Source organism: Nocardioides faecalis, assembly GCF_018388425.1.
In the GTDB taxonomy this organism is placed as follows: Bacteria; Actinomycetota; Actinomycetes; order Propionibacteriales; family Nocardioidaceae; genus Nocardioides; species Nocardioides faecalis.
Genome location: NZ_CP074406.1, coordinates 239,791 through 254,686 on the forward strand (window position 1 = coordinate 239,791; position 14,896 = coordinate 254,686).

Annotated in this window: 16 protein-coding genes; 9 read left to right on the forward strand and 7 right to left on the reverse strand. The window is 71.9% G+C overall.

Annotation, left to right across the window (positions count from 1 at the left end):
- Positions 1–14: 14 nt before the first annotated feature.
- The 4 genes from KG111_RS01045 to KG111_RS01060 all read right to left on the reverse strand — a co-directional run bounded on the left by KG111_RS01045 (position 15) and on the right by KG111_RS01060 (position 3,850).
- Positions 15–1,289 carry an FUSC family protein gene (locus tag KG111_RS01045; RefSeq protein ID WP_205292484.1) on the reverse strand — a complete coding sequence of 425 codons (1,275 nt, stop codon included), beginning with the start codon at positions 1,287–1,289 and terminating at the stop codon, positions 15–17.
- Between the two features lie 164 nt (positions 1,290–1,453).
- The gene (locus KG111_RS01050; protein WP_205292485.1) at positions 1,454–2,374 is read right to left on the reverse strand and encodes an LLM class flavin-dependent oxidoreductase; all 921 of its coding nucleotides are present in this window, start codon (positions 2,372–2,374) and stop codon (positions 1,454–1,456) included.
- A complete protein-coding gene (locus tag KG111_RS01055) occupies positions 2,371–3,099 on the reverse strand; it encodes an SDR family NAD(P)-dependent oxidoreductase (protein WP_205292486.1) in 729 nt (242 codons plus the stop codon). Before KG111_RS01055 ends, KG111_RS01050 begins: the two co-directional genes overlap by 4 nt.
- A 118-nt stretch (positions 3,100–3,217) precedes the next feature.
- Complete coding sequence (locus KG111_RS01060) at positions 3,218–3,850, reverse strand: TetR/AcrR family transcriptional regulator (RefSeq protein WP_249666243.1); 633 nt, start codon at positions 3,848–3,850, stop codon at positions 3,218–3,220.
- Positions 3,851–4,058: 208 nt separating this feature from the next.
- Between KG111_RS01060 and KG111_RS01065 the strand changes: the two genes are divergently transcribed.
- The 4 genes from KG111_RS01065 to KG111_RS01080 all read left to right on the forward strand — a co-directional run bounded on the left by KG111_RS01065 (position 4,059) and on the right by KG111_RS01080 (position 7,574).
- Entirely contained in the window at positions 4,059–4,817 is a 759-nt protein-coding gene (locus KG111_RS01065) for an SDR family NAD(P)-dependent oxidoreductase (RefSeq protein WP_205292487.1), read from the forward strand.
- A 52-nt stretch (positions 4,818–4,869) separates the two neighbouring features.
- Complete coding sequence (locus tag KG111_RS01070; RefSeq protein ID WP_205292488.1) at positions 4,870–6,264, forward strand: polysaccharide pyruvyl transferase family protein; 1,395 nt, start codon at positions 4,870–4,872, stop codon at positions 6,262–6,264.
- A gap of 190 nt (positions 6,265–6,454) precedes the next feature.
- Positions 6,455–6,919: a MaoC family dehydratase gene (locus KG111_RS18410; protein ID WP_283770582.1), complete on the forward strand. Its 465-nt coding sequence runs from the start codon at positions 6,455–6,457 to the stop codon at positions 6,917–6,919.
- Between the two features lie 19 nt (positions 6,920–6,938).
- Positions 6,939–7,574, forward strand: coding sequence for a TetR/AcrR family transcriptional regulator (locus tag KG111_RS01080; protein ID WP_205292490.1), 636 nt, complete (start codon positions 6,939–6,941; stop codon positions 7,572–7,574).
- Between the two features lie 56 nt (positions 7,575–7,630).
- Here the strand turns inward: KG111_RS01080 and KG111_RS01085 are convergent, their stop codons facing one another.
- The 3 genes from KG111_RS01085 to KG111_RS01095 are packed head-to-tail and all read right to left on the reverse strand — an operon-like array spanning position 7,631 to position 9,686.
- Positions 7,631–8,146 (reverse strand): flavin reductase family protein, encoded by a 516-nt coding sequence (locus KG111_RS01085; RefSeq protein ID WP_205292491.1) that lies wholly within the window; start codon positions 8,144–8,146, stop codon positions 7,631–7,633.
- Entirely contained in the window at positions 8,143–8,955 is an 813-nt protein-coding gene (locus tag KG111_RS01090) for a VOC family protein (RefSeq protein WP_205292492.1), read from the reverse strand. The genes KG111_RS01085 and KG111_RS01090 overlap by 4 nt, the downstream gene beginning before the upstream one ends.
- Positions 8,952–9,686, reverse strand: coding sequence for an enoyl-CoA hydratase/isomerase family protein (locus KG111_RS01095; RefSeq protein WP_205292493.1), 735 nt, complete (start codon positions 9,684–9,686; stop codon positions 8,952–8,954). Before KG111_RS01095 ends, KG111_RS01090 begins: the two co-directional genes overlap by 4 nt.
- 228 nt (positions 9,687–9,914) lie before the next feature.
- On the opposite strand from KG111_RS01095, the gene KG111_RS01100 reads away from it, so the two are divergent.
- From KG111_RS01100 to KG111_RS01120, 5 genes are read left to right on the forward strand one after another with little or no spacing between them, the layout of a single operon-like run.
- Positions 9,915–11,429 (forward strand): ABC transporter substrate-binding protein, encoded by a 1,515-nt coding sequence (locus KG111_RS01100; RefSeq protein ID WP_205292494.1) that lies wholly within the window; start codon positions 9,915–9,917, stop codon positions 11,427–11,429.
- A gap of 2 nt (positions 11,430–11,431) precedes the next feature.
- A complete protein-coding gene (locus KG111_RS01105; protein WP_240196007.1) occupies positions 11,432–12,268 on the forward strand; it encodes an ABC transporter ATP-binding protein in 837 nt (278 codons plus the stop codon).
- Positions 12,265–13,188, forward strand: a complete 924-nt coding sequence (locus KG111_RS01110) for an ABC transporter permease (protein ID WP_205292495.1) — start codon at positions 12,265–12,267, stop codon at positions 13,186–13,188. Before KG111_RS01105 ends, KG111_RS01110 begins: the two co-directional genes overlap by 4 nt.
- A 5-nt stretch (positions 13,189–13,193) precedes the next feature.
- The gene (locus KG111_RS01115; RefSeq protein WP_205292496.1) at positions 13,194–14,096 is read left to right on the forward strand and encodes an ABC transporter permease; all 903 of its coding nucleotides are present in this window, start codon (positions 13,194–13,196) and stop codon (positions 14,094–14,096) included.
- Positions 14,093–14,884: an ABC transporter ATP-binding protein gene (locus KG111_RS01120; protein ID WP_205292497.1), complete on the forward strand. Its 792-nt coding sequence runs from the start codon at positions 14,093–14,095 to the stop codon at positions 14,882–14,884. The genes KG111_RS01115 and KG111_RS01120 overlap by 4 nt, the downstream gene beginning before the upstream one ends.
- Positions 14,885–14,896 lie beyond the last annotated feature (12 nt).

Below are 14,896 nucleotides of genomic sequence, written 5' to 3' on the forward strand. Positions count from 1 at the left end.
CTGACTCGGTCGGCTCAGTCCGCCGGCTCGGTCTCCGGCGGGAGGTCCCGCTCGATCATGTGCGGCGCGTCCGGGCCGTGCTCGGCGTCGGGCCGGTCACGCCGCAACCGGCGCCGAGCGCTCTCCCGAGACTTGCCGAGCACTGACGAACCGGTGTGCGCGGCCGCCGTCCCCAGTGCCCTGACGGTCCGCGCGGCGTCGAGCGCGCGGGCCTGCGCCTCGTCGCGGGCGTCCCGCACGGTCGGCTGCACGATCTCGCCCACCTCGGGCAGCGGCAGTCGGGCGGCCTCGGCGAACTGGGCCAGGGAGTCGTGGATGTCCGCCGCTGTCTGCCGCATCTCACGGGCACTGAAGAATCGGTGCACCTCCAGCGGACGGATCTGACGGAGGTCGTCGACGGCCGCCGACACCGAGATGATGAGCTCCTCGTTCTTGCGACGCTCCTGGGCGAGCGAGCGGCGAGCGTCCTCGATCGCGGACTCGACGTGAGCCGGTTCCCGCTGACGTACCTGCGCCACACGCAGCATCTCCCACAGGTGCAGCGAGTGCTGCGAGACCAGGATGAGGTTGAGCTGGTCCCGCCCACCGCCGGGCTCGAGGAAGTCGTCCAGCTTGGCCTCGCGCCGGGGCAGGCGGGCCAGGGCATCGATCTCGCCGGCCTGACGGGCCACGAAGTCGCGCAACCGCTCCAGGTTGCGGCTGATGTCCACCCGCACGGTCGCCACGCTGGCCCAGTCGGCCTCCAGCAGGACCCCGCGCTGCTGGGTGGCGGTCGCGACGCGCTCAAGGTGGCGCAGCGTGCCGATCACGTCGCCGTTGAGCTGGGCGCGCAGGTGGCGCTGCACGTCCTCGACCTTGTCCTCGACCCGCTCCACGGCCGCCTGCACGTCGGCGATCGCCGAACGCAGGGCGAGTGAAACGGCCGCCGACTGCAACGCGAGCACCTGTTCGGGAGCAACCGGGACCTCCTCGAACCGCAGGTTGCCGGCGAATCGGTTGCCCGACTTCACGAAGCCGTACATGGATCCGCTCGGATCGTGTTGCTTCCCCAGAACATGGAGCTTCTCCGCGGACGTCTTCGTGAGCCGGAAGTACTCACCCGCGGTCCCAGCCACCGCCGCCACCGACCCGGCGGCCGCGCCCGCCGTCGTCACGTGGGTGCGCGCCACGTCGAGCGACTCGAGGAACCGGCTGCGGTCCTGCTCGTCGCCGATCACGACGATGCCGTCCTGCTCCCGCCAGAGCAGCACGTTGCCGTCCGGAACGTCAGGTGTGCCTGCGAGCTCCATGGGGGTGAGTGGGATGAGCGCGTTGTCCACAGAGTCCCTCGTCCGAGTCGTTGGGGTCAGCGTCCTGATGAGGACGGGGCCGACACTGTCACGGCGCAGTCGTCCCCGGGTTGGAATCGCGACAAGGCGACTCGCTCGGGCCGGGGCCCTGCCGGCCGAGCTGCTCAGTCCAGCAGCTCGGCCACCAGCTCGACTTGCCGCGGGTCGTCGCTGGTGGGGATGAGCTGCACCTCGTCGGCGCCGATGTCGGCGAAGCGAGCCAGCAGCGCACGCAGCTCGGCGAGCGTGCCCGCGAAGCCGGCCGTCGGGGCGAGGGCGTCGACGAAGCTCGCCGGGATCCAGTTCATGTAGTGCCGAAGGTGGGTGTGCACCTGCCCGCGCGGGTCGGCGGAGGTCTCGGCCAACGCGAACCAGAACGACGTGGTGAGCCGGGGCGTGGGCCGGCCCGCCTCGGCCCACGCCGCACGCGCGACGTCGAAGAGCGTGTCGGTGCCCGACACGTCCGCGTCGAGGGTCATCCCGGCGAGGCCGTCGGCCCAGCGCGCGGAGTGCCGCAGCGTGCGCACCCCGTGGGTGCCGACCAACAGCTCGGGTCCGCCCTCGCGGTGCGGTGCGGGCCCGACCGGACGGGTGGCGCCGGTCAGGTTCTCGCCCGCCCAGACCCGGCGCAGCACGGATGCGCGCTCGGCCAGGTCGGCCATGGTGCGGTCCGCCAGGTCCGCGCCCACCGCGGCGTAGTCCTCGTCGCGGCCGCCGACCCCGAGGCCGACGGAGAGCCGGCCGCCGGCGAGCCGGTCCCCGGTCGCCAGTGCCTTGGCCAGCAGCACCGGGTCGTGCAGCTGCGGTACGACGACGGTGGTGGTCAGGTGCACCCGGCTCGTCCACGCCGCGACCGCCCCGAGCAGGGTGAGCGCGTCGGGGTTGTCGAAGGCGATCCGCTCCCCGAAGGACAGACAGCTGTAGGGCCCGGTGTCGATGAGCGTGGCCCACTCGTGCAGCGTCTCGGGGGTGATGTCGGGCTCCATCACCGGCAGCGTCATGCCGACGCCCATGCCCGAGACGCCCGCGCGGGGCCCGATGCTCACCAGACCACGCCGCGGTCGACCACGAGGTTGGCCCCGGTCACCGAGCGCGCGGCATCGGAGGCCAGGTAGAGCAACGCCTCGGCGACGTCCTCGGGCGGCATGAAGCCGGGGATGACCGACTGGCTCTTCGCGATGAGGTCCCAGTTGACGTTCGCCGGCAGGCCCGCGGCGGCGGCCTCGATCATCGGGGTCTCGATGCCGCCGGGGGAGACGCAGTTGACGCGCACGCCCTGGGTGCCGAGCTCGACGGCCAGCGAGCGCATGCCCAGCAGGAGCGCGGCCTTCGAGGCGCAGTACTGGGTGTTGTAGGGCTGGCCCATCACCGCCGAGATCGACGCGACCGAGACGACGTTGCCCTTGCTCTCCACGAGCGCCTCGGCGAAGGACTGGGTCAGCATGAGGGGTGCAAGGGCGTTGATCTCGAAGTGCTTGCGCACCCCGGTCGGGGTGAGCTTGCCGAGCTCGGCGAACTGTTGGATGCCGGCGACGTTGCACAGCACGTCGAGGCCGCCGAGGTCGGCGAGGGCGCGGGCGACGAAGCCGTCGCGCGCGGCGTCGTCGGTCAGGTCGCAGGCGACGACGCCGTCCCCGGCGACCACGTCGGTGCCGAGGACCTGGGCACCCTCGCTGCGGAACAGCTCGGCGACGACGCGGCCGAGACCGCCGGCCGCTCCGGTGACGACGACCCTGCGGTCGGTGAAGCGGGCGGGTCGCACAGCGGTCACGGGATCCTCCAGGTGGCTCGTTCGCCGAGCGTCCGCCGGCGCGAGGCTCATACTAGAACGTGTTCCAGTTCTGTCGGGAGGAGTCCGCGGCCGCTCCGACCGGGGGAGTGCTGCAGGGTCAGGTGTCGGAGGCCAGCGCGTGCAGCAGCAGCGAGCCGAGCTCGCCGTACGCCTCGGTGTCGCTGAGGCCGAGGCGCCGGGTCAGGTCGCCGCGGGGGACGGCGAACATCGTGGCGGTGGCCATCTCGGCGGCGAAGGCGGCGTGCACGGGCCGGAACGCACCGGAAGCGACGCCCTCGGCGATCAGCTCCCGGAGGCGGTCGGCCGCGGCGGCGGTGCTGCTGCGGTAGACCTCGGCGGTGGGACGGAAGCCGGTGACGTCGTCCAGGAATGCACCGGAGAGCGGGCGCAGTCGCCCCGAGGTTGCGGCGAGGTAGGTCGCGACCCGCTCCCGGGGGTCGGTGACCTCGGCGACGCGGGCCTCGACGGCCTCGGCGGAGACCTCGACGTAGCGCCGCACGACCTGCACCGCGAGGTCCGCCTTGGAGTCGGCGAGGGCATAGAGGGTCGTCTTGGAGCAGTGCAGCCGGGCCGAGACCTCGTCGAGGGTCAGGTGCAGGAAGCCCTCGGCGACGAGCAGGTCCACCAGCCGGTCGAGCAGGTCGAGCTGGCGCCGGGTCCGCCGGCGCGCCGGAGCCGGCGCGGGGTCGCCGAGAGTGCTCGGGCCGTCGGACGCGTCGGGCGGGGGCACCCGGCCATTGTGACACCCGAATTGATACGAGAACCTGTACTAGAGAACGGTTGCTAGTATCGATCGGTGCCTCCGGTGGCGCGTCCCGTGCTCCCTGACGTTCTCCAGGCGCTCCACGGCGACCCTCGGGCCCGTGACCGCGACCGCGCTGTCCGACGCCTCCGTCGGACAGGCCCCCACCCCATCGCGTCCTGAAAGGACCCCTCCCATGCAGATCGCAGGCAGTGCAGCCATCGTCACCGGCGGAGCCTCCGGCCTGGGTGCCGCGACCGCGCGCGCCCTCGCCGAGAAGGGTGCCCGCGTCCACGTGCTCGACCTGGCCTCCTCCATCGCGAACGCACCCGAGGTCGACGGCGTGAGCTACCTGGCCGCCGACATCACCGACCCCGAGCAGGTCCAAGCGGCCGTCGACACCGCCGCTGCCGGCGTCGAGCCCCTGCGGATCGTGGTCAACTGCGCCGGCATCGGCCCCTCGATGCGGATCCTCGGCAAGAAGGGCCCGCACGACCTCGCCTTCTACGCCAAGGTCGTCCAGGTCAACCTGATCGGCACCTTCAACGTGATGACGCTGGCCGCGGAGAAGATCGCGGCCACCGAGCCGCTGGCCGACGACGCCCGCGGCGTCGTGGTCAACACCGCCTCCGTGGCCGCCTTCGACGGCCAGGTCGGCCAGGCGGCGTACTCCTCGTCCAAGGGTGGCGTCGTCGGCCTCACCCTGCCTGCCGCGCGCGACCTCGCGCAGTACGGCATCCGGGTCAACACGATCTGCCCCGGCATCGTGGAGACGCCGATGCTGGCCACCGTCTCCGAGGAGTTCCGCGCCGGGCTCGCCGCCGGCGTGCCGTTCCCGCCCCGCCTCGGCCGCCCCGAGGAGTACGCCTCGCTCGCCCTGCACCTCGTCGAGCACGACTACCTCAACGGCGAGACCATCCGGATGGACGGCGCCCTGCGGATGGCCCCGCGCTGACGCCGCCCGGCCAGCGCGGTCCGGCAGGGGCGGATCCGTTAGCGTGAGCCGCGTGACCCGCCTGCTCATGCGCTCCGGCAAGGACCCGTTCGAGATCGTCGGCCTCGAGGAGTCGATCGAGCGGGACACGATCCTGACCAACAGCGGGAACCTGGTCTTCAGCGAGGCCGCCCACAAGCTGATGGACGTCCCCGGCGTCGAGGTCGTCTCGACCTCCTCCGACGGCGTGCGCGGCAAGCTGGGGGACCGGATCAACGAGGAGTTCGACGCCTTCGTCGTCCCGCTGGCGAACGCGTTCCGGCCCTCCTTCGAGCCCGGCCTCAAGCGCCTGACCCGCACCATCCGCAGGTCCACCAAGCCCGTGGTCGTGCTCGGCGTGGGCGGCCAGGCCGGGGTCGGCGGCGACGTCGAGCACCTGCGCCCGATGGAGGAGACCGTCAAGGACTTCGTCTCCGCGGTGCTCGACAAGGGCCCCTCGATCGGCGTGCGCGGCGAGTTCACCGCCGAGTACCTGACCTCCCTGGGCTTCCGCGACGTCGAGGTCATCGGCTGCCCCTCGATGTTCCGCCACGGCCCCGAGCTGCCCTTCCGCCAGCCGAGCGCCGGTCCCACCGCGGACTCGACGATCTCGATGAACGGCTCGCACGCGCTGTTCCGCAACCAGGACCTCGGCCGCATCGTGGACCGGGTCCGCGAGCGGTTCCCCCGCACGATCTTCATCGGCCAGAACAACGTGGAGGCCACCTCGCTGCGCTGGCGCACCCTGCCGCGCAACCTCCGAGCCCTCACCTCGGTGCCCACCAACCCCGAGCACCCCATGTACGCCGAGGGCAAGGTCCGCGTCTACATGGACCCCAGCACCTGGATCCGGGACCTGCGCGACGTCGACTTCTCCATCGGCGGGCGCATCCACGGCAACATCGCCGCGATCCTCGCCGGCACGCCGGCCCTGGTCCTCTCCGGCGACGCTCGGACGCTGGAGCTCGCGCGCTACTTCCAGATCCCGCACCACGTGCTCACCACCCTGCCCGAGGACGTCGACCCCGCCCGCCTGCTCGAGGAGGCCGACTGGGGTCCGATGGTGGCCGGGCACCGCGAGCGGTTCGCCCGGTTCGAGTCCTACCTCGACGCCCACGGCCTGAAGAACACCTTCACCCACGGCGACGGCGGCGTCTCGTTCGAGCAGCGCCTGGCCGCCGTCGACCTGCCGGGACCGGTCGAGGCGACGAAGGCCGACGACCTGGGGGCCGCCCGGGAGTACGTCGACTGGCTGCGCGAGTACACCCGCTCCCTGCGCTCCGAGCGCAGCCGCCTGCTCGGCCAGGTCCACGACCTGCGCCGCCCGGCCCCCGCCCCTGCCCTGGTGCCGGCCCTGGTGCCGGCGGGCGCAGCCGCGCGGGTGCGTGAGGCCGGCGCCCGCGTCGTACGACGCCTGCGGCGGTCCTGAGCCGCGGCTCGCGGCGTCCCGGCGAGGGTGCTCCGCGGTCCGCGGGCGGTCGCGCACCGTTGCCGGGGTGGTCGCAGGCGTGGTAAATACATGCCAGTCGGTATGAACAGGGCTGCGGTCCTGGCTCGCCGGCGCTGCCACCTTCCCGCCTCCGATCGGACCCCCAGTGCGCGAACCCAGCCGGACCATCGTGGAGAGCCCACACGACCTCCTCGGCCTGGTCGGAGCCGAGCTCGGCGTCAGCGAGGTGCGCAGCGTCAGCCAGGCCGACGTGAACGCCTTCGCCGACGTCACCGGCGACCACCAGTGGATCCACGTCGACGTGGAGCGCGCGAAGGAGGGCCCGTTCGGCGGGACCATCGCCCACGGCTTCCTGACCCTCTCGCTGGCCCCGCTGCTGCTCGCCGACATCCTCGACGTGCGCGGCTTCACGATGGGCGTCAACTACGGCCTCGACCGGGTGCGCTTCATCCAGCCGCTGCGCCCCGGCACCCCGATCCAGGGCGTCGCGACGCTCGTGGACGCCGTCGAGCTGCCCGGCACCGACGACAAATCTGCTTCAGGTGTCCAGGCGAAGGCGTCCTTGGTCGTAGAGTTCGCGGACGAGTCGCAGCCCTGCTGCGTCGCCGAGCTCCTGTTCCGCTACTACGCCTAGGCCCGAGGGGGAAGCCCTGGTGAAGTCTGACTCCGAAGGTGGCGCGCCGAGATCGGGGCGCCGCAAGTGGCCGGACGGCTACGACCCGCAGCGCACCCGGGGCGCCCTGATCCAGAGCGCGCTGGACCTCTTCGAGCGTGACGGCTTCGACCGTACGACGCTGCAGCAGATCGTCGACGGCGCGGGCCTGACGAAAGGCGCGTTCTACCACCACTTCCAGAGCAAGGAAGACGTGCTCTGGCAGATCCAGAACGAGTACCTGGACAGCCAGATCGAGGCTGCCACGGCGATCCGGGAGAAGGACGACGACCCGGTCGAGCAGCTGCGCGCCCTGATCCGGCTGAGCCTGGGCGGCGTGGAGTCGCACCGCGCGCACGTCACGATCTTCTCCCAGGAGCGTCGTCACCTGACCGGGCAGCGGCTGGAGACCGTGGCGGCCAAGCGCAACGAGCTCGAGTCGCTGTTCCTCGACGCGGTGCAGCGCGGCATCGACACCGGTGTGTTCCGCGACAGCCTGACCGGGCGGATCGCGACCTTCGGCATCATCGGCATGTGCGCCGGTGCCTTCCAGTGGTACCGGCCGGACGGTCGCCTGGGCATCGACGAGATCGCCGACCAGTTCTGCGAGCTGATCCTGGACGGCCTGCGTCCCTGACCTTCGCGTTCCTCAGTCGGCCCTCAGTCGGCCCTCAGTCGGCCCTCAGCCGGCCCTCATTCGGCGATGACCGCGGTGGGGGAGGCGAACCGCCCCTGGTAGAACGACAGCGCCGGCACGGGGCCGGGCTTGAGGTGCACGTGGTCGACGTCGAGGACGAAGATCACGTGGTCCCCGCTGGTGATCGCCTCGTCGGTGGTGCCGGCCAGGATCGCCGGGGTGTCGGGGATGATCGGCACGCCGTCGGGGCCGGCCGTCCACTCGACCCCCTCGAGCTTCTCCTCCCCGGACAGCCCGGAGGTGGCGAAGCGGCGGGCGACGTCCTCCTGGTCCTGGGCCAGGATGTGCACCGCGATCCGGCGGGCGCGCTGCAGCCGGTCGAAGCTCGAGGACGACGTCGCCAGGCAGAACAGCACCTTCGCGGGCTCCAGGGAGACCGAGGTGAACGAGTTCACGGTCAGCGCGGCGACCTCGCCGGTGTCGGTCACGGCCGTGACGGCGGTGACCCCGGTCGGGAACTGTCCGCACACCCGGCGGAACGTGGTGGAGTCGAAGAGGGGCTCGGTCGTCATCGGGTCACCGTCGGCTTCGTCGAGGGGTGGGCGGGTCGGAGGTCGGCCTCGAGCTCGATGAGGCACAGCGAGTGCCCGCCGGAGTCGCGGACCAGGTGGAGCCGGCCGTAGGGGCTGGCCAGCGGGCCACGGCCCGCGGTGCCGCCGAGCGCGACGGCGCGGTCGACGGCCTGTTCGAGGGAGTCGACGCCGAAGTAGGTGATCCACTTCGAGGGCAGCAGGTTGGGCCAGGTGCTCTCCAGCTCCAGCAGGCCCGCGACCGGGCGGTCCTCGATGGTGAGCACCCGGTACGGGCGGCCGGTGGCGGAGGTGTGCAGCTGCGAGGCGAACCCGAACAGGGCGCCGTAGAAGGCCAGCGACTGCTCGGGCTCCCCGGTGTCCAGCTCGTTCCAGCACAGGGCGCCGCGGCCGTTGAGCGCCTCGACACCGGCCCGGGCGACGCCCTGGTAGAGGCCGAGGACGGCGCCGTGCGGGTCGAGCACCGAGGCCCCGTGCCCGGCTGCGGGCAGGTGGCGCGGGGGTGTGAGCACCTCCCCGCCCAGCGACCGGGCGGTGCGGGTGGCCTGCTCGATGTCGTCGACGGCGAAGTAGGTGATCCAGCCGTGCGGGCGCCCGCCGTGCATCCCTGCCTCGGAGATGCCGGCGACGTCGCGCCCGTCCAGGCTGCACATCCGGTAGACCGAGTCGCCGAGCTGCTCGTGGCGGACCTCCCAGCCGAGCAGGTCGGCGTAGAAGGCCTCGGCCGCGGCGGGGTCGGTGCAGCTGAGCTCGACCCAGACCGGCTCGCCCGGAGCGAAGGTCGCGTTCATGACCGGCTCCCGGCCGCGAGGCCCCGGAGCACGGTGCGCGCCGAGGTCTCGAACACGATGCCGGGGTCCTCGTCGCGGCGTGCGGACTCGACGACGGTGACGAGGCCGCGGACCGCGTCCGCCGGCAACCCGGCGAGTGCGGTGACGGTCGCGGCGAGGGTCTCGTCCAGGTCCGTAGGAGCGACGGCGCGGGCTGCGAGGCCGAGCGCGACGAGGTCGTCGCCGTCGGCCTCGGTGGTGCCGGTGAGCAGGCCGTAGGCCCGGGCGCGGGGCAGGGCGCGAGCAAGGGTGCGCCCGACGCCGGCCGGGGTGAAGCCGTAGCCGAGCTCGGGCAGCAGCAGTCGTGCGTCGCGTGCGGCGACCGGGAGGTGGATGGCGGCGAGCAGGCCGGCGCCGAAGCCGATCACCCGGCCCCGCACGCCCGCCACGACCGGCACCGGCAGGTCGCGGATCCGGTCGAGGAGCTCGTCGCTGCGGCGCAGGCCGCCGGCCACGGCGTCGGCGCCGGAGGCGGCGAGGGCGGGGAACGTGGTGGTGTCCCAGCCACCGCAGAAGTGCGGGCCGGCCATCACCAGCTCGACGACGGCGCAGCCCTCGTCGGTGGCCGCGGCCTCGAGGGTGTCGACGAGGTCGCACAGCAGCGTCTCGTCGAACGCGTTGGCGCGCGAGGCGTTGTCGAACGTGACGCGCGCGGCCCGGCCGTCGTGGGTGCGCTCGAGGGTGGTGGACATGAAAGAATCATACATACCGGTCGGTATGAATCAAGATCATCCCGGTTCCGGGTCCGAGGTCCCGGCTCGGATGGCCCGGCCCTGCGCGTGACGACGGTCACGAAAGACTGTTCCCGAACTCGCCGGAAGGGTGCCGTTGACGTTCATACCGGCCGGTCGGTACGGTGTGGCTCGCGTCACGATCCCGGGAGCAGGTGACGCATCCCGACGCCTGGAGGAATGAGCAGGATGATCAAGAACCGCGTGGGCTCGCGGCGGCTCGTTGCCGCTGCAGCCGTGCTGACCATGACCGCGCTGGGCCTGTCGGCCTGCGGTAGCGACGACAACGACGCCAGCGGCGACGGCGGCCCGGTCCGCGCCCTGCTGTACGCGCAGCCGACGACCCTCGACCCCGTCGTGGGCGCCCGGACGGCCGCCTCGGTGTGGTCGACCATGCTCGAGCCGCTGATCGACGCCGACGACGACCTGGAGCTGGTCGACACCGGCATCATCACGTCCTGGGAGCGCACCGACCCGACCACCTGGACCTTCAAGGTCCGCGAGGGCATCGAGTTCACCAACGGCGAGAAGGCCGACGCCGCCGCCGTCGCGAACAGCATCCTGCTCAACCGCGACACCGACGCCGCGATCCTGAAGTCGTACTTCGCCAACGTGAAGACCGTCGAGGCTCCCGACGCCACCACCGTCGTGGTGACGACCGAGAAGCCGCAGTACAACCTCGCCGACCTGCTCAGCAACGTCTTCCTGGTGCCGGCGAAGTACTACGAGGAGAAGGGCTCCGAGGGCTTCGCCGCCGCTCCGGTCGGCACCGGCCCGTACGTCCTGGACGAGGTCGCCGCCGGGCGCAGCATCTCGGTGAAGGTCAACCCGGACTACTGGGGCGAGGAGCCCGAGAACGAGGGTGTCGAGTTCACCTGGTCCAACGAGCCCTCCCAGCGCCTGGCGCTGCTGCAGAGCGAGAGCGTCGACATCGCCCTCGACCTGCCCCAGGCGCAGGCCGAGCAGGCGGAGAAGGCCGGTCTGAAGACCACCACCGTCGACACGGCGATGAAGATCATCGCCTTCCTGGAGTCCAACAAGGCGCCCTTCGACGACCCGCAGCTGCGTGAGGCCGCGGCGCTGGCGATCGACCGCGAGGCCATCGCCGAGGGCATCTTCGACGGCAACGTGATCCCGGACGGGGGCCTGCTCAACATCAAGCCGGGCAGCGAGCCCGCCGAGCAGGTCGACGCCGACCCGGCCAAGGCCAAGAGCCTGGTCAAGGGCAGCCCGGAGGTCCCGATCACCTACCCGGCCGGCCAGTACGTCAACATCGACGAGGTCGCCCAGGCCATCGGCGGCAGTCTCGAGGCCGCCGGCTTCAAGGTGAAGTACAACCCCGTCGACTACGGCACCCTGGTCAAGCAGATCGTCGGTCGCCAGCTCAACGGCATCTACTTCTTCGCCGGCGTCCCGAACGTGGCCGTGCCCGACTTCTTCGCCAGCGGCTTCATGAAGTCCGTCTCGATCACCGGCAACTGCCCGGACCCGAAGATGGACGAGCTCGTCGCCTCCGCCCTGGAGCAGGACGACGCCGCTGCCGCCGCGCCGATCTACGAGGAGCTCAACACCCTCGGCGTCGTGGAGAAGCACTGCTACGTCCCGCTCTACCGGATGCAGCACACCTACGCCACGCAGAAGGACGTCAGCGGGATGGGCTTCAACGCCCTCAGCGCGATGGACTTCACCAAGGTGAAGAGCTGACCATGTCGCATGCGATGGTGACGGGGACGGCGGCCGGACGGCCGCCGTCCCCGGCACCGGGGGACCCGGTGCTGGTGGTCGACGACCTCGTCGTCGAGCACCGGAACCGGACCTCCGGGGAGATCTTCACCGCGGTGGACCGCGTGTCCCTGCGGATCGGCGCCGGTCAGAGCCTGGCCGTGGTCGGCGAGTCCGGCTCCGGCAAGACGACGCTCGCCATGGCCGCCACCGGGCTCGGCCCGCGCACCGGCGGCCGGATCGAGCTGCTCGGCCGCGACCTCGACGCCCTCGGCCGGAGCGAGCTCCGGGCGCTGCGCCCCGAGGTCCAGGTCGTCTTCCAGGACCCCCACGGCTCCCTCGACCCGCGCCAGTCGGTGCGCTCGGGCTTCGCCGAGCTGCGCAAGCTGCAGCCGGAGCGGACCACCTGGATCACCGACGAGGCGCTGCTGGAGCGGGTCCGCCTGTCCCCGGCGCTGCTCGACCGCTACCCCCACCAGCTCAGCGGCGGCCAGGCCCAGCGGGTCTGCATCGCCCGGGCACTGCTGATGCGTCCGCGGCTCATCGTCGCCGACGAGCCGACCTCCGGTCTCGACGTCTCGGTCCAGGCCGACGTGCTGCGGCTGCTGCAGGAGATCCGCGAGACGACCGGCGCCGCCCTGCTGATGATCAGCCACGACCTGGCCGTCGTGCGGTCCGTGTGCGAGGCGGTGATCGTGATGTTCCGCGGCCAGGTCGTCGAGGCCGGCGCGTGCGAACAGGTCTTCCGCGCCCCCACCGCGGACTACACCCGAGAGCTGCTGGACGCGATGCCCGGCAGCCGATGGAGGTCCCGCCGATGAAGGTCTCCACCCTGCGCCGGATCGGATCCCGGCTCGGCGCGCTGTTCGCGTCCCTGATGATCGCGCTGACCATCGCCTTCGCGCTCGGCCGCCTCTCCGGCGACCCGACCGCCACCATCCTCGGCCCGATGGCGCCGCAGGAGCAGCGTGACGCGCTGCGGGCCGAGCTGGGCCTCGACCGGCCCCTGCTCGTGCAGTACCTCGACTACTTGCGCGGCGTGTTCACCGCCGACCTCGGGACGTCGCTGCAGTTCTACCAGGACAACACCGCGATGATCCTGGAGCGACTTCCCTTCACGCTGCAGCTGGTCGCCGCCGGCATGCTGCTGGCCGTCCTGGTCGGCGTCCCGCTCGGCACGCTCGCCGCGCTCCGCGAGGGCACCTGGTGGGACCGCGGGGCCTCGACCCTGGCCCTGCTCGGCCAGTCGGTGCCGGTGTTCTGGCTGGGGATGATGTTCATCGTCCTGTTCGCCGTGAACCTCGGCTGGCTGCCCGCCGGGCAGTCGGGGAGCTTCAAGCACCTGATCCTGCCCGCGGTGACCATGGCGCTCTACCCGATGGCGCACATCGCCCGGCTCACCCGCGCCTCGATGAGCGAGGCGCTCGCCGAGCCGTTCGTCGACTCCGCCCGCGCCCGGGGCATCAGCCAGGTCCGGGTCGTGTGGCGGCACGCCTTCAAGAACGCGATGATGCCGATCCTGACCATCGTCGTGCTGCAGACGGGCATCCTGCTCTCCGGCGCCGTGGCCATCGAGTACGTCTACAGCTGGCCGGGCCTCGGGCAGCTCGCCCTGCAGGCCATCCAGTTCCGCGACTTCCCGCTGGTCCAGGCGATCGTCGTCTTCGGCGCGCTCGTCTTCGTCGGCCTGAACCTGGTGGTGGACATCCTGCACTCCGTCGTCGACCCGAGGGTGAGGTAGAGGTCATGACCCAGCTCGACGTCGAACTGGTCGCCCCCACGCCGCCGCCGGCCCCCGCCCGCGCCGGCCGCCGCAACCGCCGCCGCAGGACCGCGGTCTTCTGGCTCGCGCTCCCGCTCGCGGTGATGGCCGTGGCCGTGTTCGTGCTGCCGATGACCGGCCTGCTGCCCGGCACCGCCCAGGACCTCACCGCCACGCGCCGCCCGCCGGCCTTCCTCGACGGCGGCTCCTGGGCCAACCCGCTGGGCACCAACAAGCTCGGCCAGGACGTGCTCAGCCAGCTCGTCGAGGCCGGCCGGCTCACCATCCTGATCGGCCTGGTCGGGGCCCTGGTCTCGATCGGCCCCGGGACCCTGCTCGGCCTCTTCGCCGGCTACTGCCGGGGATGGGTCGACAAGGTCATCTCGATCCTGATCGATGCCCAGCTCGCCCTGCCGTTCATCCTCATCGCGCTGGCGATCATCGCCAACCGCGGCAGCTCGCTGCCGGTGCTGTTCGTCGTCCTCGCGCTGACCGGGTGGGCGCCGTGCGCCCGGGTGACCCGAGCCGCGACGCTCAGCCTGCGCGAGCGGCAGTTCGTGATGGGGCTGCGCGCTGCCGGCGCCTCCGAGCCGCGCATCGTGTTCCGGCACGTGCTGCCCAACCTGGCCGGCACGATCGTCGCGCTGGGCACGCTGCAGATCGGCACCGCGATCCTGGTCGAGAGCGCCCTGAGCTTCCTCGGCCTGGGGGTCGTCCCGCCGAAGGCCAGCTGGGGCTCCATGCTTGCCGCCGGCCAGGACGAGCTCGGCCAGGCGTGGTGGATCGCGCTGTTCCCGGGCCTGGCGATCACGGCGACCGTGCTGCTGGTCAACCTGCTCGGCGACGCCCTGCTCACCCACCACGACCCGAGGAAGAAGCGGCGATGAACGACCTGCTCACCATCTCCGGCCTCGCGATCACCGCCCGCGTCGCCGACGGCGACCTGCCGCTGCTGCGCGACGTCGACCTGACCGTGGGCCGCGGCGAGGTGCTCGGCGTCGTCGGCGAGTCCGGCAGCGGCAAGACCACCCTCGCCCGCTGCGTGGTCGGGCTGCTCGAGCGCAACGTCCGGGTCGAGGCCGGCGAGGTCCGCCTCGCCGAGACCCAGGTCGTGGCGCCGGGCGTCGACCGCACCCGCGAGGTGCGCGGCGCACAGGTCGGCATGGTCTTCCAGGACGCCTCCCGCTCGCTCAACCCCCTGATGCGGATCCGGGCGCACCTGGCCGAGGTGCTGCGGCGCCACGTCCCCCACATCACCAAGCAGGAGATCGAGCAGCGCTCGGTCGAGGTGCTCGAGCAGATGCGGATCGCCGACGCGCGCCGGGTGCTCGACAGCTATCCGCACCAGCTCTCCGGCGGCCTGCGGCAGCGGGTGGCGATCGGTCTCGCCGTCGTCACCCGGCCCTCGCTCGTCATCGCCGACGAGTGCACCACGGCGCTGGACGTGACCACCCAGACCAAGGTGGTCGAGCTGTTCCGCACCCTCGTCGACGAGCTCGGCATCGGGCTGCTGTTCGTCACCCACGACCTGATGCTGGCCAGCGACCTGTGCGACCGGATCGCGGTGATGAGCCAGGGCCGCGTCGTCGAGCAGGGGCCGGCGATGGACGTGCTCGAACACCCGCACGAGGACTACACCCGGCAGCTGCTGGCTGCCATCCCGACCTGGAACTGACAGGAGCAGCAA